Origin of the sequence: Ktedonospora formicarum (genome assembly GCF_016587355.1) — a bacterium.
Lineage (GTDB): Bacteria > Chloroflexota > Ktedonobacteria > Ktedonobacterales > Ktedonobacteraceae > Ktedonobacter > Ktedonobacter formicarum.
The window spans coordinates 2,335,876-2,357,455 of the sequence record NZ_BNJF01000001.1 but is presented as its reverse complement, the minus strand read 5'-3'; the positions used below and the strand labels follow the sequence as shown (position 1 = coordinate 2,357,455).

At 51.7% G+C, this 21,580-nt stretch carries 17 protein-coding genes and 1 pseudogene; 10 read left to right on the top strand and 8 right to left on the bottom strand.

Annotation, left to right across the window (positions count from 1 at the left end):
• Positions 1 to 12: 12 nt before the first annotated feature.
• The 3 genes from ruvX to K3T82_RS10100 are packed head-to-tail and all read left to right on the top strand — an operon-like array spanning position 13 to position 2,631.
• The gene (gene ruvX, locus K3T82_RS10110) at positions 13 to 546 is read left to right on the top strand and encodes a Holliday junction resolvase RuvX (RefSeq protein WP_220193349.1); all 534 of its coding nucleotides are present in this window, start codon (positions 13 to 15) and stop codon (positions 544 to 546) included.
• 17 nt (positions 547 to 563) lie between these two features.
• A complete protein-coding gene (gene mltG, locus K3T82_RS10105; RefSeq protein WP_220193348.1) occupies positions 564 to 1,694 on the top strand; it encodes an endolytic transglycosylase MltG in 1,131 nt (376 codons plus the stop codon).
• A 25-nt stretch (positions 1,695 to 1,719) separates the two neighbouring features.
• Positions 1,720 to 2,631: an undecaprenyl-diphosphate phosphatase gene (locus K3T82_RS10100; RefSeq protein ID WP_220193347.1), complete on the top strand. Its 912-nt coding sequence runs from the start codon at positions 1,720 to 1,722 to the stop codon at positions 2,629 to 2,631.
• A 75-nt stretch (positions 2,632 to 2,706) separates the two neighbouring features.
• Here K3T82_RS10100 and fmt read toward each other — a convergent pair whose 3' ends face one another.
• Positions 2,707 to 3,684, bottom strand: coding sequence for a methionyl-tRNA formyltransferase (gene fmt, locus K3T82_RS10095; protein WP_220193346.1), 978 nt, complete (start codon positions 3,682 to 3,684; stop codon positions 2,707 to 2,709).
• Positions 3,685 to 3,965: 281 nt separating this feature from the next.
• Here fmt and K3T82_RS10090 point away from each other — a divergent pair, with 281 nt between their 5' ends.
• Both K3T82_RS10090 and K3T82_RS10085 read left to right on the top strand, forming a co-directional pair.
• A complete protein-coding gene (locus K3T82_RS10090; RefSeq protein WP_220193345.1) occupies positions 3,966 to 6,116 on the top strand; it encodes a tetratricopeptide repeat protein in 2,151 nt (716 codons plus the stop codon).
• Between the two features lie 356 nt (positions 6,117 to 6,472).
• Entirely contained in the window at positions 6,473 to 8,143 is a 1,671-nt protein-coding gene (locus tag K3T82_RS10085; protein ID WP_220193344.1) for a spermidine synthase, read from the top strand.
• 59 nt (positions 8,144 to 8,202) lie between these two features.
• Here the strand turns inward: K3T82_RS10085 and K3T82_RS10080 are convergent, their stop codons facing one another.
• The gene (locus K3T82_RS10080) at positions 8,203 to 9,483 is read right to left on the bottom strand and encodes an MFS transporter (protein ID WP_220193343.1); all 1,281 of its coding nucleotides are present in this window, start codon (positions 9,481 to 9,483) and stop codon (positions 8,203 to 8,205) included.
• 515 nt (positions 9,484 to 9,998) lie between these two features.
• Between K3T82_RS10080 and K3T82_RS10075 the strand changes: the two genes are divergently transcribed.
• Positions 9,999 to 11,279, top strand: a complete 1,281-nt coding sequence (locus K3T82_RS10075; RefSeq protein ID WP_220193342.1) for a M16 family metallopeptidase — start codon at positions 9,999 to 10,001, stop codon at positions 11,277 to 11,279.
• Positions 11,280 to 11,380: 101 nt separating this feature from the next.
• Positions 11,381 to 12,244, top strand: coding sequence for a sugar nucleotide-binding protein (locus tag K3T82_RS10070; protein WP_220193341.1), 864 nt, complete (start codon positions 11,381 to 11,383; stop codon positions 12,242 to 12,244).
• Positions 12,245 to 12,264: 20 nt separating this feature from the next.
• On the opposite strand, the gene K3T82_RS10065 is transcribed toward K3T82_RS10070, so the two are convergent.
• Both K3T82_RS10065 and K3T82_RS10060 read right to left on the bottom strand, forming a co-directional pair.
• On the bottom strand, positions 12,265 to 13,074 hold the full coding sequence (locus K3T82_RS10065) for a PQQ-dependent sugar dehydrogenase (RefSeq protein ID WP_220193340.1): 810 nt from the start codon (positions 13,072 to 13,074) through the stop codon (positions 12,265 to 12,267).
• 98 nt (positions 13,075 to 13,172) lie between these two features.
• Positions 13,173 to 13,484, bottom strand: a complete 312-nt coding sequence (locus tag K3T82_RS10060) for a hypothetical protein (RefSeq protein WP_220193339.1) — start codon at positions 13,482 to 13,484, stop codon at positions 13,173 to 13,175.
• Between the two features lie 383 nt (positions 13,485 to 13,867).
• On the opposite strand from K3T82_RS10060, the gene K3T82_RS10055 reads away from it, so the two are divergent.
• Together K3T82_RS10055 and glnA are read left to right on the top strand one after the other, a co-directional pair.
• On the top strand, positions 13,868 to 14,140 hold the full coding sequence (locus tag K3T82_RS10055; RefSeq protein ID WP_220193338.1) for a hypothetical protein: 273 nt from the start codon (positions 13,868 to 13,870) through the stop codon (positions 14,138 to 14,140).
• Positions 14,141 to 14,242: 102 nt separating this feature from the next.
• Positions 14,243 to 15,676, top strand: coding sequence for a type I glutamate--ammonia ligase (gene glnA / locus K3T82_RS10050; protein ID WP_220193337.1), 1,434 nt, complete (start codon positions 14,243 to 14,245; stop codon positions 15,674 to 15,676).
• Positions 15,677 to 15,866: 190 nt separating this feature from the next.
• Here glnA and K3T82_RS10045 read toward each other — a convergent pair whose 3' ends face one another.
• The 3 genes and pseudogenes from K3T82_RS10045 to K3T82_RS10035 form a co-directional block, all read right to left on the bottom strand.
• Positions 15,867 to 16,982, bottom strand: a complete 1,116-nt coding sequence (locus tag K3T82_RS10045; RefSeq protein ID WP_220193336.1) for a glycosyltransferase family 4 protein — start codon at positions 16,980 to 16,982, stop codon at positions 15,867 to 15,869.
• Positions 16,973 to 17,386, bottom strand: coding sequence for a 6-carboxytetrahydropterin synthase (locus K3T82_RS10040; protein ID WP_220193335.1), 414 nt, complete (start codon positions 17,384 to 17,386; stop codon positions 16,973 to 16,975). Before K3T82_RS10040 ends, K3T82_RS10045 begins: the two co-directional genes overlap by 10 nt.
• Before the next feature lie 99 nt (positions 17,387 to 17,485).
• Positions 17,486 to 18,195, bottom strand: a pseudogene (locus K3T82_RS10035) (SDR family NAD(P)-dependent oxidoreductase).
• Positions 18,196 to 18,619: 424 nt separating this feature from the next.
• Between K3T82_RS10035 and K3T82_RS10025 the strand changes: the two are divergent.
• On the top strand, positions 18,620 to 19,885 hold the full coding sequence (locus K3T82_RS10025; protein ID WP_220193332.1) for a DUF4388 domain-containing protein: 1,266 nt from the start codon (positions 18,620 to 18,622) through the stop codon (positions 19,883 to 19,885).
• An 84-nt stretch (positions 19,886 to 19,969) separates the two neighbouring features.
• Here the strand turns inward: K3T82_RS10025 and K3T82_RS10020 are convergent, their stop codons facing one another.
• On the bottom strand, positions 19,970 to 21,469 hold the full coding sequence (locus K3T82_RS10020) for an aldehyde dehydrogenase family protein (RefSeq protein WP_220193331.1): 1,500 nt from the start codon (positions 21,467 to 21,469) through the stop codon (positions 19,970 to 19,972).
• Positions 21,470 to 21,580 lie beyond the last annotated feature (111 nt).

The following is a 21,580-nucleotide window of genomic DNA, read 5'->3' as shown; positions in this document are numbered from 1 at the left end:
GGTTCTTAAAGCATGCGCCAACGCCGCCATTTGGCGGTCGGCATAGCTCAGGCGCATGAATGGCAAGGGGTAATTATGGGGAGAATGTTAGCTTTAGATGTAGGTGAGGCTCGCATTGGAGTTGCGGTAAGTGACGCGACCGGTTTGCTTGCCTCTCCATACACAACGATTTATGTGACACGGGACGAAACCAAAACCTGGGATGCGATTGTCCGTATTATAGAAGAGGCAGAGATTGAAGGATTGGTGGTGGGCTTGCCAATAAGCCTGGATGGACAGATACACGCGCAAGGCGAGCGTATTATGGCCTTTGTAGAGCGTATGAAGCCCTGGGTCTCATTACCTATCACCTTCTGGGATGAGCGCCTTTCTACCGTAGAGGCTGAACGCCTGCGAGCTCAACAGGGGAGAGGCAAGGGGAGATCGCATAATGCAGGAGGGCGGGGACGCCCTCAGGCGAAGCGTCGTCGCCAAGGGCATGAGATTGATGCTCTAGCTGCGTCCGTTATCCTTCAGGAATATCTGGATGCGCAAAGAAGCAGCTAATTGAAGGAGGGTGAGCTATGAAACAACCCAAGAGATCGCGTGCTGGAATGATTTCAATGTTCCTGCTGGCGGTGCTTATATTTGGTGGCGCCCTATTTTCCTGGAACACATTTACTTCGGTCTTTCAGCCGGTTGACACCAATAACCAGAAGACAGTTGCTCTGGAGATTAAGCCAGGAGAGAGTACGGCGCAGATTGCGGATCGTTTGCAGCAGATGGGACTCATTCGTAATGCCTTGGCCTTCCGGCTCTGGGCGCGTATCCGTGGACTGGATAATCAGTTACAAGCGGGCGTGTATAAGAAACTCTCTCCAAACATGACTATCGATAAAATTATCGACCAACTGTTGAATGCGCAGCCTGATGCGGTGGAGATTGTCATCCCAGAAGGATGGCGTTTAGAGCAAGTTGCGAATGCCTTCTCCAAGTCGTCTCCTGTGCTTCCTAATTTTAAGAAGGCCGATTTCTTGAAGTATGTTGGAAGCGTCTCTGCCTTTGATAGTTATGTCAAAACCAAGTATAAGGTTTCGGCAACGCAGAAGTACCCTATTCTTAAGAGCATTCCCAAGGGCAAGAGCATGGAAGGTTTTCTCTTCCCAGCTTCTTACCAGGTCGATGTGAACGCTGACGCGGGACAGTCATTAGGCTTGCTTCTCACACAGATAGAAACCATCATCAAAGATAACAATCTGGAAGAGCTTGCCAAGCAACATCAGATGAGCCTGTATGATATGGTTGATCTAGCATCTGTTGTTGAGCGCGAAACAGGCCAGGCAGCTGATCGTAATGATATCGCTAGCGTCTATTGGAATCGCATCTACAGACCAAACGATGAAACGAATGGTAAGCTGGATGCCGATCCTACGGTGCAGTACGCGCGCGATTCCGCCGAGGATACGGATACGTATTGGAAGCCACTGGAAACTACAGGTGGTGAGACCGCTTCGGATAGTCCCTATAATACGTATAATACAGCTGGCTTACCGCCAACACCGATCTGTAGTCCTGGACTGGCGAGCTTAAAGTCTGTCGCTGATCCTAAGAAGACGGATTACTACTTCTTTGTGGCGGATAAGCATGGTAAGTCTCATTTCGCCAAGACTTATCAGGAGTTCTTGAAGGTTCAGGAGCAATACCTGGACAAATAAAAGGCTTAACGAGAGATAAGGGTGCATGAATATTGATATCTGGCAGACGATAGTTTTGGCGCTTTTACAGGGGGTGACCGAACTCTTTCCGATCAGCAGCCTTGGGCATACGGTGATTATCCCAGGGCTGCTCGGTTGGGGCAATATGACAACTGATACCGCGTGCGGGGGTGAGAGTTGTTTTGTTCCGTTAATTACAGCATTGCATTTGGGCACGAGCTTCGCGCTGCTGTTCTATTTCTGGCGTGATTGGCTCCAGGTTGCGAAAACGCTGGTGGTCACGGCGAAGGATTGGAAGCGAGTACGCAAGGGAACCCCGGAATGGGTGAGCTGGCTCATCATTGTGGGGACGATACCAGCTGGTGTGCTGGGAATCTTGCTTGAGCATGTGCTAAAGCACGCTTTTGCTTCACCATTGATTGCTTCAACCTTTCTTGTTGTGAATGGTTCAGCTCTCTTCTTTGGTGAGGCTATGCGCCGCCGCTCTGAGGCTAAGCTGAAGGCATTGCCACCGCGCGAGCGCGAAGCCCACTTTCGCCGCCTGGACTCATTGACCTTCAAAGAGGCATTGCTGGTGGGAACTTCGCAAGCGCTGTCCTTGATTCCTGGCTTCTCGCGCTCAGGGATGACGATTGTTGGCGGGCTAATCGCGCGCCTGACACATGAGGATGCCGCGCGTTACTCCTTCCTGCTGGGCACGCCAATCATCCTGGCTGCTGCGGCCTTGGAGGTACCGCAGTTGCTCCACCTGCCGGGTTCAACGCTGTTGCTTGTGCTCTTTGGTGCCGTTCTCTCGGGGATAGCCGCCTTCTTGAGTACGAAGTTCCTGTTAAAATACTTTGAGACAGGTCGCCTGGATCCCTTTGCTTACTACTGTTGGGGAGCTGGTCTGATCTCGATAATTCTCTTTTTCACCGTCTTCTCTGGACGTGCGTAGAGAGAATTGAAGAGCGGTCGGAACCTCATCGCTTCCATGATAAGACTCCGACCGCTTTTTGTAAGGAAGAGCATTTTAGCTGCCAAAGACCGCGCCAGCGACTTTGCCGTAGCCACGTAAGAATTCGTCAGCCTGCATAGCTTTCTTTCCCTCAAGCTGGAGGCGCGCTATCTGGAGCAATCCAGAGCCAGTCACGACAACCATGATCTTTTGCCCATCATGGTCGCGTGTGAGCACGGTGCCAGGGGGGACCGGTCTTGAGGGTTGGGAATCAAGAGGATGAGCTGCCAGGATCTTAAGCAGTTTGCCCTGCCAGTGCGTGTAGGCGCTGGGCCAGGGCTGGTATGCACGTACCTGACGAGCTATGGCTCCAGATGAGCGCTCCCATTGGATGCCCCCGTCCTCTTTGGTGAGCATATGTGTATGAGTCGCATGCTCCTCATCCTGAATTTCGGGCGTGATCTGGCCCGCGATCCAGGGAGGAAGCACTTCGAGAAGGGCCTGCGCTCCAAGCTCTGATAGCCGGGTTGTCAGGGTGCCTGTGGTCTCGGCTTCTGTCAGGGTCAGTATACGCCGAAGCAAAACGGGGCCAGTGTCGATTCCGGCATCAAGTTGCATGATGGAGACGCCGCTCTCATGATCGCCCTGGAGGATGGCTTCAGCGATGGGATCTGGTCCACGATATTTGGGTAACAGTGATGCATGAATGTTCAAGGTCCCAAAGCGTGGCTGATCGAGTACGCTTTGTGGTAGAATCTGCCCAAAAGCGGCTACAATATAAAGGTCAGCCTGGTATGCAGCAAGAGCCTCGCTGTTTACAGCCTTTTTGAAGGACCCGGGCTGCCACACAGGCAGATTGTGTGCCAAAGCGCACTGTTTTACTGGAGAGTAGATGATGCCTCGTCCACGCCCGGCTGGTTTATCGGGACGTGTGATGACAGCCGCAATCTCGTAGCCTTCGCTCAGGAGGGCTCCCGGTGTGGAATGTTGGACGAGGGCCTCTAGTGCGGGGACCGCGAATTGTGGTGTCCCCATATAGATGATACGTAACAAGTCTCACCCCTCTACTACGACTTTGCCTGGTCGAGACCAGAATTGTGTGTATGTGTGTTTTATATGCTTGTTCAATGCAGCCTGGGCTAGATTATGTTGTATGCCTGGCTCCTTACTGCATGATGTGCTCAGGAAGACTCGCGTCTTATGGTAGCACATTCAGGCTATTTTAGCACTCTTTTATATTCCTGAGGTTATGCTATACTTGCATTTGACTCTTCATCTAACTTTGTCGTTTCGAGCGTGGGAGGAAAACGCCACCAATTTTTATGGAGCGACCAGTGAACAACGAGTATTCTCTCAATCTTACAGCTAGCCAAGCTGCGCAACCACATATGTCGCAAATGCCGCAGGCGCCAGCACAACAGCGGCAGCAACTAAGACTCTCTCGATTGCCTTTTGGTATCAATGCGACGATGCCACCTCCCACTGATCCCCAACGTTTTATGCAGCGTGTAGATGAAGTGACGACGCTTCAACGTATGCTTATGGATGCCCAGACCAGCACCGTAATCGTAACTGGCAATCCAGGTGCAGGCAAATCGACGTTGGCTGCCTTGCTTTTTCAGCGTTTGAGGCAGGCGCTAGAGGCAGGTCAGAAAGTGCCTTCTCGATTGATCTGGCTAGAGATTGGTCCCTATACAACTGTGCCCGATATGATCGCCGCTATATTGAATGGTATTGATGCTGGTGATCCAGGCTTCTTCCTGCTTAGACCGGAGCAGCAAATGCAACGTCTCTTTGAAGCCTTGCGAGACCCTGAGCGAGACTCCTTAATTGTGCTGGACCAATTTGAGGCCCTACTCTATCCTGATGATATTCAGCCTGGGGTGGCAGCTCGGGGCGCTCTTCCCCTTTTCTTGCAACTATTACAGCACGACCTTGGAGCCAGTCGCTTCCTGCTGACAAGTTATAGTTCGCCCTTTGATGAGTATGCCGAGAATACCCGTGTGCGTTCCTGTCTGGTTTCGCGGATCAGTATTCCCGAGGGTATCGCTCTGCTACAGAGACGCGGGGTAAATGGCTCACCAGAAGAACTTTCGCTAGTCTGGCAGCGCTGTAGCGGGCACGTCTTCGCCCTGGCGCTCTTCAGCGCGCTGCTGCAACTAAGCGGTGTTTCCTTAAGCTATTTTCTCAACTCCGACGATTATCAGCCGATGTGGGCTGGGGATGTAACCTCGCACCTTTGTGCTGCCGTCTATCACTTCCTCAATCCTATTCAATTGCAATTGATGCGTGCCCTTTGCCTCTATCATCAACCTGTGCCCTTGCCCGGCATTATGATGACGATTACTGGCGATGCAAATTTTGGGGGGCAGACCTTTACCGTCTTTGAGCATGAGCTAAGTGTGCTGGTGCAGTGCTCGCTCGTACACATGACGTATAATCATGAAGGTATGCGCCTTTTTATGTTGCATCCGCTGCTACGTCAGTATGGTCTAGAACATTATCTGGACACGCAGGAAAACTCTCCATCGAGTAGCACCAGCTCCACTGGTCTGCGGCTCGTACCGCGCTTTGATAGCCCCGCCGCGAACGCGGATGCCTTGCAGGCAGCCCTCTCACAGGCGCACATTCGCGCAGCTACCTATTATCAGCACCTGGCAAAAGAGACTATCCATTCCCGTGAGACGCTGAGCGATATTGAGCCATTTATTGCTGCTGCACGCCACTATTGCCTGGCTTTACGCTGGCAGCGCTCTTGTGATCTCATCTTTGCCGAGCATCTGCATGAGATGATGGTGCAACTTGGGGCCTGGAATACCTTGATTGGTTTGTATACAACCCTTCTCCCACCACTGGGTGTTATCTCGCGGAGCGATCAGGGATTGGTCGCGAGCTATATAGGTATGCTCTATGGTCGCCTTGGCGATTTCCAGCAGAGCCAGGGGGCTTTTGCTCAGGCACTAGAGATCCAGCAACAGGTTGGTGATCAGCAGGGCGCAATAGCGACTCTGGTTAACCAGGGGGAGATGTGGCGCTTACATGGGGAGTTGGAGCAGGCATACGCTTCATTTGAGCAGGCCCACGAGCTTAACGCCCAGGTGCAGGATCAGCAATTACAGTGCGCTATCTATCATAACCTTGGTCTACTCTATCACTCTGCCAAAGATTTCGAGCAGGCATGCAATTACTATGTCGATGCTTTGAAGTATGCTACTGATGATGCATCTCAGAGCAACAAAGGGATGATCTTGACGAATCTGGGGATGCTTCTCTATCAGCAGAAGCAGGTTCGCGAGGGGATTGCTATCCTGTTAGCGGCGCTTAGCCTGCGCCAGCGCTTGCATGATCCATCTGTGGTGGCGCTAGAGAAGTTCCTGGCAGCCATAGAGCGGAAATTGGGACCTGCGGACTACCAACGCTTGTGCCAGGAGGCGCTGGAACTGCAACAAGAAGTCTTCTCTCGTTTTACCTTACTCAATATCTGAGAGGTATATTCTTATACGAAAACCCACGCCGCTGTCGCGGCTAGCACTGGTGTGCTCAGGTTTTCAAATAAAGAGGTAACTGAGAAAATTTGACAAGGGTCATTTTGCTCGCTAAAGTAGGGGTAACCTTGCATTCAAGTTTAAGGTTATTGCGGATACCTGATCCATTCCTGCTTACTACACGAAAACCCACTCCACTGTTGTGGCTAGCGCGACCTTATACAAAAGCCTGAGTGCGCTGTGGTCCCGCATGAGGGTCAGCGCCAGTCGCCGTTGAAGCGACGTTGGTTTTTTGTAGTAATCTGAGCGCGCTCAGGTTTTCGAGAGGCACCTAGAGAAAGAGAGTATGTCGCGCTATGTCGTCTACTGCTGAGTCCGAGCCTCGCGCTAAGGCTGAGGTGGAAAAAGCTGTTCCCCTCAGTAGCAGCCAGAGAGTTCAGGATTGGTTTCTAATCGTGCTGGTATTTGTCTCCGGCGCCGTTTCCCTGGCGGTTGAGATCGCAGCCTCGCGTTTGCTGGCACCGTATTTTGGCACCTCGCTCTTCGTCTGGGCGAATGTCATTGGTTTGATTCTGCTTTACCTGACCGTTGGCTACTATGTGGGCGGTCGTTTCGCTGATCGTTTTCCGCGCCCCGCTGTTCTTTATAGCATGACTGCTATCGCAGCGCTATGTATTGGGGCTATTCCGCTCCTATCGCGTCCGATCCTGCAATGGGCTCTGACCTCTTTTTCCAGCTATTCTATCGGCGTCTTTTATGGCTCTCTGTTATCGGTCATCTTTCTCTTTGCCATCCCAACTATTCTTCTGGGTTGTGTCTCGCCTTTTGCTATTCGCTTACGCATTGAGCAGGTGGGAACTTCCGGGCGAATCGCTGGTGTGCTGTATGCTATCTCTACAGCAGGTAGCATCGTTGGCACTTTCTTGCCAACACTGGTCTTGATTCCAACGTATGGTACATACGCGACCTTCTTGATCTTCGCGGGTGCGTTATTGGTAGTCTCGTTGATAGGGCTACTTTTTTTCGTAGGAGGCAGGCTTGACCTGCCGAACCACCCTCGTACCCGCGCCTCGAAGAAGCGTTTCTTCTCGCTCCTGTTGATTCTGGTCTGGTTGTTGACAGCTCTGTTAGGTGTACATGGCCCTATCAAGCCACCAAGTGGCACCGGAGACGGTGGCAGGCTTCTTGAGGAACATGAATCGGCGTACAACTATATTCAGGTTGTGCAATCGGAAGGTGAGACACAGCTTGTGCTCAATGAGGGCCTGGGTATTCACTCAATCTATAACCCCAAAACCGTCCTAACCCAGGGCCCGTGGGACTATTTCATGGTCGCGCCGTACTTCAATAACCCTCCCTTTTCCTCATCTCAGGTGAAGCGGGTAGGGATTCTAGGTTTAGGAGCAGGTACTGTGGCGCGTGAGTTTACCGCCGCGTATGGGCCGATCCCTATTGATGGTGTGGAGATCGATCAGAAGATCGTTGATATGGGGCGTAAGTACTTCCATATGGACGAACCAAATTTGAATGTCGTGGTTCAGGATGGACGCTATTTCTTGCGTACGACGGAACAGAAATACGATCTTGTGGGGATCGATGCGTACCAGCAGCCATATATCCCCTTCCAGCTTGTCACGACCGAGTTCTTTCAGGAAGTACGCTCACACCTGACCTCGACGGGTGTTGCTGTGATTAATGTTGGGCGTACCAGCGACGACTATCGCATGGTCGACGCGATGGCGCAGAATATGAAGACGGTCTTTCCCAATGTCTATGTTGTTGACACACAGCGCTTCTCGAATAGCCTGATTATCGCAACCAATGAGAAGACGACGCTGGGAAACTTTATTACCAACACCAATTTACTGACGAACCCCCTCTTGCAGCAAGCGGCGCGTACGGCTCTGCTGTATGGAGATATGCGGGAGCAGCAGCAAGCTCACGTTTTCTTTACTGATGATCACTCGCCAGTCGAGCAGTTGATTGACCAGGTTATCTTTGGTGAGGTGAACCGCATCAAGAAGTAGAGACATAGATATTAGGAATGCGGAAGGGCCAACCCTTCCGCATTCCTTGTTTTTTTGGGTTAGCTCTTCGCGCGTCTCGCAGCCAGAAAGATCAGGGTGCTGCCTACAATGATGCACAGGCCATAGCCTGCGCCCATCGCGAAGGGCGGGAGACGGAAGCTGATGTGGTAGAGAGGTGTAAAGCCACTGCTCCCAACGAAGGCTCCAATAAAGCCAGTTGTTGTGTAGAGTCCTTGTACACGCGCGCGGAGTTTGCCGGGCGAGCTGGAAGCAATAAAAGAATCCATTGCGGGAATCATGAAGGCATATAGAATGCCGTGCAGGGCGAAGAGGGTGAGTACCTGATTGACGTTGTTCGCCAGCCCATATCCTATGTAGAGGGGAATTTGCCCCAGACCAAAAAGCAGAATCAGCCATTTCCGCGAGACTCTATCGGCGACTCTTCCGCCAATAGGCCCCAGCAGCGTATTGGGAATGGACCAGACTACATAGATCAAGCCAATGATTGCCATCGAGGCTCCCAGGTCGTTGTGCAGCCAGATGGGCATCAATGTTTGATCGAAGCCAAGATAGAGGTAGTCGCCAAAAGCGATGATGTAGGCACCAAGCAGTGGTAGCGCGAGCAAGTCCTTGAACGAGGTGCGTTCTCTCGATGTTGTAGGAAGTGAGGGACCTCCAGACTGTAATGCATTTGTGTTCTTCTTGAGGCTGGCACCAAGCCATATTAAGATAATCATGATCGCGAGCACGCGCGTAATGACCGCGCCACCAAAAGCCCAGGTTTCGCCTAATAGTCCGCCTAATCCAGGTCCTAACAGGAAGCCCGCATTAAAAAAGGCCGCGAAGATGCCGAAGGCTTGCCCCTGCTGATTCTCTGGAATGGCGTCAATGATCAATGCGCGAGTTGCAGGCATGAGCGCGGCACCAAACATTCCCTCTAGAAAGCGGAGCCCAATAAAGACATAGGGATCAGTCACCGGAATGTAGATGGCGGAGAGAATGCCCTGGGCTAGCAGGCTCAAGAGCATAATGCGTTTATGACCCCAGCGGTCAGCGAGCCAACCAGCAGGAAACTGAAAGATGAAGTTTGAGACGAGATAGGCTGTCGCCATCGCGTCGACTACCGCGAGGGAGGCACCATGCTCAGTCGCATATAGGATGCGCACAGGTGCGACCATACCGGTACCAGCGAAGTCAATGAATATCGCGAAAGAGACGGCTAGTAAAACGCGATTGCGCCAAATGGGTTTTGTCGATATGGGAGAGGTCAGACCGATGGCTTTCCCTGGTGTAGATCTTTCTTCAGCGCTGCTCTGCTCTTTGGTGTGCTCAATCCCCATAAAACCTGCTTTCAGATGTATCTATTAAGGTCTTAGACGAAAACTAACGTGCTGCTGTACCCCGCATGAGGGTTGTGGCTAGTGTTGGCACATTTAGGTTTTCGAGTAGGCGTAATACATTTTGTTGAGTATAAGGTATGGGTGCCTGCCTGGGCTATGGTCAAAAGGGCAGGTCTTAGCAGCCTTAAGCGGCTATAAGGCGGATGCATAGATGGATGATTATAGATTGCTTGCTTTTATTATAGCTGATGGGTTTGCGTAAGTGCGGGTGGTGTAGAGTGGGGATCGTCTTGTGTGTGTGGCTTGCCATGCATCGGCGTAAGCAAGCCTTCTGGGATGGCTTTTCTTGTGGAGCTACGGCTCGTTTGTAGAGGGAGACAGTCGCGTTATTTGTTCGGTATTGTGATATACTAGGTCTTATGCGAAAACCCATGCCACGCTTGTGGCTAGCGCTGTCACGCTCGGGTTTTTTCCATTGCCAGCGTCGCTATTCCTTGCCCAGAAAGGATTGATATATGAGTAGTGAACAGCTACCCCCAAATTACTATTTCCATAAGCTGCCCAATGGCATCGAACTAATCGGGCAATATATGCCCAGTCTGAGTTCGACGTCGCTCGGTTTTCAGCTTGACGCGGCTGTTGTCCATGAGCCGCAAGATAAACCTGGCCTGGCACACCTTTTTGAGTATATGCTTTTCCAGGGGACAAAGCAACATGACGCGCGCTCACTAAATGAGGCCTTTGAGTCACTTGGTGCGCGTAAGGGAGCCAGTACGGGCCTGGAAACGAGTCAGGTATGGGCACAGATTGTGCATACCAAGCTCGATGCTACGTTGGATCTGTTGCGTGAGGTGCTCTTACAGCCGACCTTCCCCCGCGCGGAACTCGATCAGATGCGCAATATTGTTCTGCAAGAGATTCGTCGCCGCGACGATGAGCCGATGAGCCGCATCTTTGAGCTGGTGCGGTCCAATTTCTACCAGGGTTCTCCTCTTGGTCGTCCTATGCTAGGTAGCGACGATAGCGTTCGAGCATTGCAGCGCCAGGACCTGCTCGACTTCTGGCAGGCCCGCTATCAGCCCAACAATGTGCTTTTTGCCATTGCTGGTAAGTTCGACTGGGATCATGTGGTGGAGAAGATCGAGGCGCTCTTTGGTTCCTGGCAGGGGAATGCGCAAGCGCTGGTGGTACCGAAGCCTCAGCCAACGAATATTGTGGCTCTGGAGCATCAGGAGGGCAAGCAAGAGCATATTGGGATGATGGTGCCCTTCCCTAACTATACAGATGCCGATTACTATGCGGGGCAGGTCATTGCTGAGGTTCTGGGTGGTGGCATGGCTTCTCGCCTCTTCGTGGAAGTACGTGAAAAACGCGGTCTGGTCTATGGTGTCTCGGCTGGCTTGGCAGGGAATAAGCAGATTGGTGTCTTGCGCGTGTATGCAGGTACGACGCCTGAGCAGGGACGCGAGTGCTTGCAGGTCATCGTTGATGAGTTGCGCAAATTAGAGCAGGATGGTATCACGGAAGATGAGCTTGATCGCGCTAAGGTGCAGTTGAAGAGCGAATTGGTCATGCGCGGCGAGGGGTCTGGTTCGCGTATGGGCGCGATTAGTCGCTCCTGGTGGTACGAGCGCAAGTTCAAGACTATCCAGGATGTGAAGGAAGCTATCGACAGCGTGTCTCAGGAGCAGGTGCTCAAGGTATTACGTGACTACTCCCCACTTCAGCCATTGACTGTGGCTGCTATAGGTCCGCTACAGCGCGAAGAACTAGTGGGCGATACGCTCGCTTTTTAAGATTTCTGAGTTGAGTATATGCGTCCTGGTCAGTCAGGGCGCATATACTTGCCATCCAACGTACTGATTGTCTGTGAGCAGAGAGAAAATGAGTTTTCCCCATGCCAAGATTACAGCGTCTTTTGTTGCTTGGTTCCAGTGGCTATCTTGGACGAACACTCGCTCCACTTTTATCAGAGCAATCATTTATACTTCTACCTTCACATCGTTCTAGGGCTCTCTATCCTGATTCGATCAAGTTCGATTTTTGGCGCGACGATATCATGCCTTTGTTGAGAGAGCATGAAGTCGATGTCGTTGTGGTGGCAGCGAATATGGCCTATGAAGCCGCTGATCCTGCCGTTGATAAACATGAATATCACTACCGAGTAAAGCAGTTTGTGCAGGCATGTCGCTCTTGTCGGGTGGCGTATATCTCAAGCGATGGTATTTTTGATGGGGATAAGGGATTGTATACTGAGAAAGACCAGTGTCATCCTGTGACGCCTTATGGTTATAATCTCCAGTTCTTTGAGGAGCGAGTGCGTGAGCTCTGCGCTGACTACTGTATTATTCGACCCAGTTATCTTTATGGTTATGCGGGTGGTGAATTGGATCATCGCCTGACACGCGTTCGTGCCGGTTTGCTGAGTGGCGAGAGCTTTGAATTCTTCGATGACATGTTTAAGAGTCCCCTGAATGTCAATCAGGCTGCGGAGATAATCTCGCTAATCACATGCTCAGAATTTCAAGATACAATGAATGTCGCTGGTAAGCGGATGAGCATTTGCCAATTTTATCGTGAAGCGATGCGGGTATTGGGTGTTCCCTGTGAGCGTCTGCATCCTACTCACAAGCCTGCCAATTCGCGCTTGCCACGTGATACCTCGCTTGACACACACATGATGGAGGGGTTGGGTATGCTACCACTGACAATCAATGAATCGCTGGCGCGGTATGCGCCCAGGAGTGTAGAGGAGGCATAGGAGCCTCCTCATCTTTAAGTCTAGCCTGTGTATGTGACACGGTAGATGATGCCTGACTGGTCGTCGCTGATATAGAGGGCGTTATCTGATCCTACGGCTACACCTGCCGGGCGACCGGAGGCGCTATTTCCTTTGAGCCAGCCTGTCGCGAAGTCCTGAACCGGGCCTGCGATCTCTCCTTTATCGTTGATAGGGACGAAGACGACCTTATAGCCGGTAGGAACGCTCCGGTTCCAGGAGCCATGAAAGGCGATATAGAGACCCTGGTAGCTCTGGGGGAAGTGTCCACTTCCCTGGCGAGTTCCTCGGTTGTAGAATGCCAATCCTAAGGGCGCTGAGTGGGCCTGCATCTTCACTAGGGGTTTGACGATACCATTGCATGAATTGGCATTCCCAAGATCGGGATCAATAATATCTCCGGCGTGACAATAGGGCCACCCATAGTTCTGATTATCCTCGATGTGATAGACCGTCTCGGGAGGTATATCATCTCCAAGCATGTCGCGTCCATTGTTTGTGGCCCAGATTTGCTGGTTCCAGGGATTGATTGCCAGCCCGACTGCGTTGCGTAGCCCCTTGGCGTAGAGTCGTCCACCACTACCATCCATATTGTAGCGCCAGATTGTGGCGCGCATCTGATCATCTTCAACACAGTTATTGCAGGTAGAGCCTATCGATACATAGAGGGCGTTGTCTGGTCCTACCAGGACTGTTCGTGTGATGTGGTTGCCGCCTGTTGGTAGGTTGGGGATGATGACCTTGCGTTCGGTGACCTTATAGTTCTTATCCAGGGTCAGGCGCGTGATGCGTGAGCCTTCGCCAATGTACAACTGGTTGCCCTGGAAATCGAGGCTGGTAGGATCATCCAGGCCACTCGCGATAACAATGCGTTGGCTAGCCTGCCCGTTGTGCTCGCGTTTGGGAAGGGCTATGATGCTCTTTGCCCCCGTTCGGCTACGAAGAGGGTGCCATCAGGGCTGAATGTTAGCATGCGCGGGATGGAGAGCCCTGTGTAGAACGGTTCAGCATGAAAGCCTGGCGGTAGTGTTAGAGACTCTGTCGCGGCGTTGACGCTAACATAGCGTGAGCCAGTCAGCAGCGAACTGACTGTGCGCCATTTGCTAGCCAATACTCCTCCCGCAACTAGCAGGAGAATCAAGATGACTATGAGTGCGATACGCCAGGGCGTCAGGGCTCGGCGCTTGTGGCCTGATTGCGAACGTTCTTCCGTGTTATCCATACAAATTCGCTCTATGCTCCTTCGCTCTTTTCTGTTTCACTATGCTCTGTGATGTTTCGTATTATATGTGGCTGAAGCTGTATCTGCAAGCTAATCTACATTTTCTATCTCTAGTGGCGTAACTGTTTGAAACTCATCAATATACCATACTGGTTTTGAGGCTTTATAGATGTTTACGTTCTCTATATAGAGAAGCGTTATCTCGCGTATAAGCATGAGGATAGAAGCAGAAGCCTGGCGGTGTTTCCTGCTTGACATGGGTGGAAAGGCATGCAACAATGTGGTTTCGACTTGCGGTTAATGGCTAAAGAACAGTAGGGATGAGCGCGTGATAGAGCCTGGCTTCTAAAGCATGTTTCAAAGAGAAGAGCAAGGCAAATAACATGATGAGTGACTATGACTACTATGATCCTACCAGAACGCTGATTTCATCCTGCCCAAACTGTGGGGCGCGTCCTCAAGCCCGTATCTGGTCGAATATTGCGATGCAGCCAGTAAGTGTGTATGCTACTAGCGCATCGATCATGGGTTGGGGTAAAGTGGCTTCTATGATTCATCCCCTGGTGTGTAGTCGCTGTGGGCTGGTACAGTTCTTTACAGATCCACGCAATTTCCAGGCGGATACAGATGGTGTAGTGAAGGAGGCTGAGGGGTAGCGAACTCGATAAGAGGTATGGCTCCTCAGTGGTGCATCATTACTATTAGCCCGGTCAATGTAGACTGAAAAGAGAGACCTGCAAAGAGGAGCAGTGAGAGATATGGCAGACGAACAGAGTCACGCAAAACAGACAGATGTGTACAAGCATTACGACCGCCGTTATTACGATCAGGTGATGGCGCGTATTGAGCATGAGCGTGTGCGCTTTATCAATCTTGAATTTATTGATGTCGTGGGCATGGCAAAATGCGTGACGATCCCGGTTGAGCAGTTTACTAACTGTCTCACGCATGGGAAATGGTTTGATGGCTCCTCGATAGAAGGCTTCGCGCGGGTAGCAGAGAGCGATATGTATCTCTTTCCAGATCTTTCGACGTTTGCGATTCTGCCTGATAAAATACGCTCATCTGCTTCTTCTGATCCGCATCGAGTGGAAGAGAGTGTTGGTGGCGATATTGTGGCACGCGTGATCTGCGATGTGCGCACGCCTGATGGAGAGAGCTTTGATGGTGATCCACGCGCGATCCTGCGCCAGACATTGGAACTGGCTCGCGAGATGGGGTATAACTACCGGGTCGCGCCTGAGTTAGAGTTCTTTTTGTTGCGTTTCGAGGAAGATGGCCCCAAGCCGCTTCCACATGATCGGCGTGGCTATTTCGACCTTTCGACCGACCTGGCTTCGATTGTACGTAGCCAGATGGTGTATGCGCTCCACAAAATGGATATCAATATTGAAGCCAGCCACCACGAAGTCGCTGATGGTCAGCACGAACTGGACTTTGAAATTGCCGATGCTCTGCAAATTGCGGATAGCCTGATGACCGCCAAGTATGTACTCAAAACTGTGGCGGCACAGCATAATCTCTATGCGACTTTCCTGCCCAAGCCCTTTTATGGTGTCAATGGCTCAGGCCTGCATATTCATCAACAGCTTATTAAGATTTCTACCGGGGCCAATGCCTTCCTCAATTCTCAGGCTGACTATGCGCTCTCTGAAGAGGGGCGCTGGTTCATCGCAGGCCAATTAGCGCATGCCTCCTCGATCTGTGCCATACTTGCGCCGCTGGTCAATTCTTATAAGCGCCTTGTGGGTGGTTATGAAGCGCCAGTTGTCATCAATTGGGGGAGGATTAATCGTCAGGCCTTGATTCGTGTGCCACGTTTGAGCAGTGATCCTAACAATTCGATGCGCATTGAATTGCGGTGCAGTGATCCAAGCTGTAATCCTTATCTCGCTCTGGCTGTCATGTTGCGCGCTGGTCTGGATGGGATTCAGCGCAAGCTCTCACTTCCGGCTGCAATGGACGAGAATCTCTTCCTACACGACGAGGGAGATCGTCTGCGCCCACGCGCACCGATGCTCCCGGCGACGCTCGGAGAGGCCCTGGCGGCCCTACGCGAAGACCCCCTGGTTCGTGATACGCTGGGTGATACCATTTATGAGGGCTTTCTGGATGCCAAGGGCATCGAATGGACTGAGTATCGTGAGCAGGTTCACCCCTGGGAGGTTCAGCGTTATCTCTCAGTATATTAATGCCTTCCAGGCACTCTGCTGATGTACTCAGGATCTTTAGAGAGCGATTCGAGAACCGTGGCATCTCTAGGTCGCTCTCTCTATCTTCATTCTGTTCTCATGTTGGCAAAGTGGAATTGCTGAATACCTGAAGAATGTTTTCGCGATAACAAGTGGGTAAAGACGGACTTTAACCTACGCTTTTATCGCATTAATTAGGACTTATGTGCTTCATTATCGCAGAGGAGTAGGCCTGTTCGTGACGATCTAGCATAGCGTCGAAAGAGAAACTTTGCTCAACATGCTGGCGGCAACGTGTGCGCTGAATGGTTGGCAGGTCGCGCACTCGTTGTACCGCTTGCTCAAGCGCGTTAGGGGAGATGAGATAGCCAGTCTCGCCATGCCGTATGACTTCGGCTGCTGCTCCACGCTCAAAAGCCAGTACGGGCGTACCCGTCGCCATAGCCTCTACCATTGTCAGTCCAAATGGCTCATCCCAGGTACTCGTGAAGAGCAGTCCACGTGTTTGACCCATGAGTTGCCAGAGTTTGTCCTGTGCGAGTGCCCCCAGATAGCGAGCGCGCTCGCCCATTTCTTGAAGCCTTGGGGCGATACGTTGCTCATAGTAGGCATTGTCATAGATACCACCAGCCAGGAGCAGAGGAATACCGGTGCGCTCGGCGATGTCGAGTGCGGCTTCGACGCCTTTCTCAGGTGTAATGCGTCCAGCGAAGAGAAGCGGCGCATCGGAATCAACCTCGGGAGCGAAAGGGATAGAGGCGATATCCAGGCCGTTATAGATAATATGGTCAAAAGGTGTGTGCGTCTCGTAGGTGCGCGCGCAAGCTTGTGAGACGGTAATGAGACGCAGAGGATGGCCTTGTTGGTGGAGTAGGCGCAGGCTCTCATTAATCTCAGGTGAGACGGCTGGTAGATGGATTGTATGCAGAATGGGAATTCGCGTCAAAATTGTACTCAGAGTAAAAGCAGGCCAATCGAAGGCATGAGCATGTAGCAGGTCGAACTCTTCTTGACGTTGACGTAGGCGTAGAAAGATCTCTAGGAAGACATTGGCCTGCGAGAAGAATCCATCATCGGCGGGGCGTTCACGCATAGGCCCGGCAAAGGTGGCCGGAATCACGCTCTCAGGCACCTCAAAGGTTTCTATCTCTACTCCTGGTACAGATGAGCCCTGGCGAGCGAACAGTGTGACCTTATGACCACGCTGGTTTAATCCTCGAGCCAGGTTTGCGACCAGGGCTTGAGCGCCGCCCAAGAAAGGCTCGGCGATGGGAGTGACAAGAGGGGCTAAGAGTGCTATGCGCATGTGGAACCTCGGTAGGATGCCTGATTATTCTCTGTTTCATGTAATGTTACGTCGTATAGGAGTCCCGCAAAGGCGGGTTCCAGGCGCTCCCAGAACTTGATGACCAGCATTTCGGTGGTGGGGATGACTTCTTCTAACCAGGGGACGTCATAGTTAAGGTGTTTATGGTCGACCAAGTCGATGACCTGCTCATTGACGATGCGCTTCATGTCCGTTAGATTGAGGACCATGCCTGTCTTCCGGTCAGGCTCCCCTCGCACGGTAACTTCAAGTATATAGTTGTGCCCATGCCCGTTGGGGTTGGCACATTTATCGTAAACGATATAGTTTTCTTCTTCGGAGAGATGGTTGCTCCACAGGCGATGGGATGCACTGAAGGTCACACGCCTTGTAAGATATACCATATACCTGTTTCCCCCCTTTGTTATCTGGCTCGCTGTCATTAGTAGATTTTACCTCTTTATGAGGAACGGTGGTGGGTTTGCGTTCTCTTCCAGGCGCTTCTAGCCATTTGTGAAGAGTTCGATGTTACTCCCGCTAAACATTCTCCCGCTCTCATCATCCGCCAGAAAGAGCAGGATCTTCGCTAATTCATCGGGAGTCATCCCGGCTCGCAGATGAGGAGCTGCCTGGTGTAACATCTCAGTGTCGATAGCTCCAGGGCTAACGGCGCAGACACGGATGTTATATGGTTTCCCTTCGACGGCGAGAATTTCCGTGAGTCCAGTAATTCCTGACTTAGAGACGTTGTACGCGCTCATTCCAGGGAACTTTTCGACGCCTTTGACGCCCGATAGGGAAGAGATGTTCACAATGACGCCATGTTGCTGTATCGCCATCATACGGAAAGCTTCACGACAGCAGAGGAAGGTTCCACGCAGATTGACCGCTAGAACGCGATCCCATGTCGAGCTATCCATCTCAATGAAGGGCTGTACTGCGACCATACCAGCGCAGTTCACCAGCACATCGACGCGTCCGAAGCGTTCGCTCGCCGCCTCAAAGAGATGTAAGACATCCTCTTCTAAGGCCACATCTCCAGTGATTGCGAGGGCCTCCCCCCCTGCTCTTGAATTTCACGTGCGCAGGATTCCACTGTCTCGCGTGTGCGACTGAAGAGAACAACACTGGCACCTTCGTGTGCGAATAATTGGGCGGTGGCACGTCCAACGCCACGTCCCGCGCCTGTAATAATGGCAACTGTATTTTGCATGCTCATAATAAAAATTATAACATTGTTAGTCGCTTGATTGATATGCTTATCCTCTGTCATTTCTTTTAGAGGTGCCAGAGGGCTCTTTATTCTTTTAGTACTACCCCAGTATCTGCTTGCTGGGCTGCTACGTATACAACATTGAAAAATGCGTATTTCTGATGTAGGCTACTCAAGAGTATGAAGCTAGATAGCATGGTATCCTTATTATATGGTCACATGTCTGATTGGGTGGATGAGGACGCTTATAAAAGCAGGCATACTTGTTAGAACATGTTGGTCTTGCTATAATGGCACAGATGAAACAAGGTTTTGGAACGTGAGCGCTGTTGACTGGTATCTATTTGATCATGTAAGATCGGGTCTCCTCTTGAGAGCGATGATATGTAGTTGATTTGCGGAACGACCTGCGCATGGGGGATTTATGAGCACAGGCACTGTATTGTCGGGTTCATTGAAAGATTTTGGGTTGGTGGAGGTCCTACAGGTTGTGGAGTTGGGCGCAATGACTGGCGCTATCCATCTCAAGCACAACCAAGGGCGTATGGGCATTCTTTATTTCAATGAGGGGAAGCTAGCCAACTGTAGTGAGTTTGATCCTAGCGCCCTCACACTCGGTGATGTGCTGCAACAGTTGGACATGACGACGTACCATCAAATAGAACAAGCCTTCGCGCAACAGTTGCAAGATCCCATTGGGAAGCGCATTGGTGAGCGCCTGTTACTCATGAATGCGATCACGGAGAAGCAACTGAAAGAAGCTCTTCGTACCAAAGTCATCTGGACCGCGCGCGAGTTGGGACTCTGGAACGATGGATCTTATGAGTTTATCGCGAGCCCAAATATTCAGAAGCTCTTACCACATGGCGAATCATCGTTGGAAATAGATGTGGTTCGTGCCACCATGGAGATGGTTCGTTATGGGGACGAATGGCAGGAGCTACGCAACTTCTTGCCACTGGGCATGCGTACCATTCTCCAGCTCTCGCCTGCCATCCCCTATACTATACGTTTTGATCTCCGCAGTCTGGAACTCTTTACCCATGTCAACCTCTATCGCCGCATCCGGCGGATAGCGACCGCGATCCGTCGCCCCGAGATGGATATCGCACGCGAACTAGGGCAGCTTGTACAGCAGAAATTCTTGCAGGCGGGTTATCAGCAGGATGCGACCCCTCGCGCCGTTGGTAGTAAGGTACGTTTGCCTGATCCCGCCGAAAAGCTGCGCTTAGAGAACTTTGCCTTATTAGATCTTATCAGCCGCATGGAGCAGGAGTGGGAGAAGCGTAAAACTCCGATGGAGCAGCTTGCCGCCCTGGTCGAGTTTGTCAACTGGACGATGGATGCTCTCGCTGAGACCTGTCGCGCGAATGGTATCGCGCTCGATGCGAATGCTCTCTTTCAGCTTATGCGCAATGAACAGGCAGATCATTTGGGCTCCTACCAGTTTCGCGTCGAGCAAAATCATATCGATGTCGAGGACTTTACGCGTCTCTGTTATGAGGTGATGAGCGGTAAGATGCAGCAGGCTGAAAGCTTCTATAATCAGGCCTCAATGCTCCTGCATCACTTGCTCTGTAGCATTTTCGAGATGATTAACGCGCGTGTTGCCAATCCGCGCGAGCGTATGGAGAACCAGGAAGTATGGGAGGCTATGTTTGAGCAATTCTCCCTCGTCGAGAGCGCCTAAAAGCCAAATAAAATTGTAATCTAGAGAAGTAAATAGGCTTTTTGCCTGCAATTGCAGGCAAAAAGCCTATTTACTTCTCTGTTGTTATCTGTTGGGTGGGTATGAGACGAAGACGCTCTTCACCTCACTAAATTCCTCTACTGCTGCGGTTCCAAGCTCACGGTGACCATTGCCGCTGCTCTTCATGCCACCAAACGGCAGGTGAATCTCAGAGCCAGTGGTACCTGCGTTGATATAGACCAGACCCGCTTCAATATCGCGGATGGCGCGGAAGGAGAGGCGTGAGCTCTCGGTAAAGATTGCTGTTGACAGTCCATATTCGGTGCCATTGGCAACGTCAATAGCCTCTTCATAACTTCCGACTGGCATAATGGCGACGAAGGGGCCAAAGACCTCCTCGCGCGCGATACGCATTTCTGGCTGCACCTCATTGAAGATGGTTGGCTGATAGAATGCTCCCTCACTATAGGCCCCATCCTTGAGTGCCTCGCCACCATAGATCAGCTTCGCACCCTCTTGTTGTCCGATTTCGGTATAGGTGTGAACGGCTGGCACGCGACCGGCATTGACCAGGGGACCCATCGCGATTTCCGGATCGAGACCATCACCGATGCGTAGGCGTTCTGCCGCCGCGACTAGTCGCTCGGTAAAAGCCTGCTGAACTGAGCGCTGAATGATGACACGACTGGTCGCGGTACAGCGCTGACCTGTGGTGCCGAAGGCTCCCAATGCTACGCTCTCTGCTGCCAGATCAAGGTCTGCGTCCTCAAGGACGATCACAGCGTTCTTACCGCCTAGCTCAAGCGCGCAACGGCGCAGATCGCGTCCGCATATCTCTGAGACCTGTTTCCCAACCTCAGTTGAACCTGTCAGTGAGATCATATTGATGCGCTTGTGGCTAGCAAGTGCAGAACCGAGAGTTCCACCAGAGCCAGTCACGACATTGAACACACCATCGGGGAGTCCTGCCTGTTGGAGCAGTTCGGCCAGTTTAAGCGTGAGCGCGGGTGTGTCGCTGGCGGGTTTGAGTACGACTGTATTACCTGCCAGCAGTGCGGGCAACGTTTTCCAGACAGGGATGGAGAGTGGGAAGTTCCAGGGGGTGATAATGCCTACAATACCCAGTGGATGACGTACCGTCATGCAAAATTTGTTAGGGAAGGCTGAAGGAATCGTTTCGCCTTCGGCACGGCGTCCCTCTCCGGCGACGAATTTGGCTACATCTATAGATACCTGAACTTCGCCCCTGGTCTCCTTGATGATCTTGCCCATCTCGCGTGTCATCAGAGTTGCCAGTTCTTCACGCTGCTGCTCGAAAAGGTGTGCCAGGCGTAGCAAGACTTCTCCACGCTCCGGTGCTGGCGTATTCGCCCAGCCTTTTCTGGCCTTTTCGGCGGCCTCAATGGCGTCTTCCAGATCCTCAATGGTGGATTTCTGGTAGCTGCCAATGATATCGCTGTTGCGCGCAGGATTAGTGCTGGTGAAGGTTTCTCCCCCTCGCGAGGCGCGCCACTGGCCCCCGATAAAGTTCTTGAAATCCTGTCCCTGCGTTGAAGATGTAGAAATAGAGGATGATAGTGACATTGATAGACACCCCTTGACGAAGTACCTGGTCGCCTTTGACCAGGACTAGCCTCACTCGCGATAGGCTCGCGTATGAAGCGCCTACTTTCCATTTGCCTGAGTGTAGTTAGC

Bases quoted from the DNA above. Each gene is read 5' to 3' on its own strand.
- ruvX (WP_220193349.1), top strand. From the start codon at position 13: ATGCGCCAACGCCGCCATTTGGCGGTCGGCATAGCTCAGGCGCATGAA.
- mltG (WP_220193348.1), top strand. From the start codon at position 564: ATGAAACAACCCAAGAGATCGCGTGCTGGAATGATTTCAATGTTCCTG.
- K3T82_RS10100 (WP_220193347.1), top strand. From the start codon at position 1,720: ATGAATATTGATATCTGGCAGACGATAGTTTTGGCGCTTTTACAGGGG.
- K3T82_RS10085 (WP_220193344.1), top strand. From the start codon at position 6,473: ATGTCGTCTACTGCTGAGTCCGAGCCTCGCGCTAAGGCTGAGGTGGAA.
- K3T82_RS10080 (WP_220193343.1), bottom strand. From the start codon at position 9,483: ATGGGGATTGAGCACACCAAAGAGCAGAGCAGCGCTGAAGAAAGATCT.
- K3T82_RS10075 (WP_220193342.1), top strand. From the start codon at position 9,999: ATGAGTAGTGAACAGCTACCCCCAAATTACTATTTCCATAAGCTGCCC.
- K3T82_RS10070 (WP_220193341.1), top strand. From the start codon at position 11,381: ATGCCAAGATTACAGCGTCTTTTGTTGCTTGGTTCCAGTGGCTATCTT.
- K3T82_RS10060 (WP_220193339.1), bottom strand. From the start codon at position 13,484: ATGGATAACACGGAAGAACGTTCGCAATCAGGCCACAAGCGCCGAGCC.
- K3T82_RS10055 (WP_220193338.1), top strand. From the start codon at position 13,868: ATGATGAGTGACTATGACTACTATGATCCTACCAGAACGCTGATTTCA.
- glnA (WP_220193337.1), top strand. From the start codon at position 14,243: ATGGCAGACGAACAGAGTCACGCAAAACAGACAGATGTGTACAAGCAT.
- K3T82_RS10045 (WP_220193336.1), bottom strand. From the start codon at position 16,982: ATGCGCATAGCACTCTTAGCCCCTCTTGTCACTCCCATCGCCGAGCCT.
- K3T82_RS10040 (WP_220193335.1), bottom strand. From the start codon at position 17,386: ATGGTATATCTTACAAGGCGTGTGACCTTCAGTGCATCCCATCGCCTG.
- K3T82_RS10025 (WP_220193332.1), top strand. From the start codon at position 18,620: ATGAGCACAGGCACTGTATTGTCGGGTTCATTGAAAGATTTTGGGTTG.
- K3T82_RS10020 (WP_220193331.1), bottom strand. From the start codon at position 21,469: ATGTCACTATCATCCTCTATTTCTACATCTTCAACGCAGGGACAGGAT.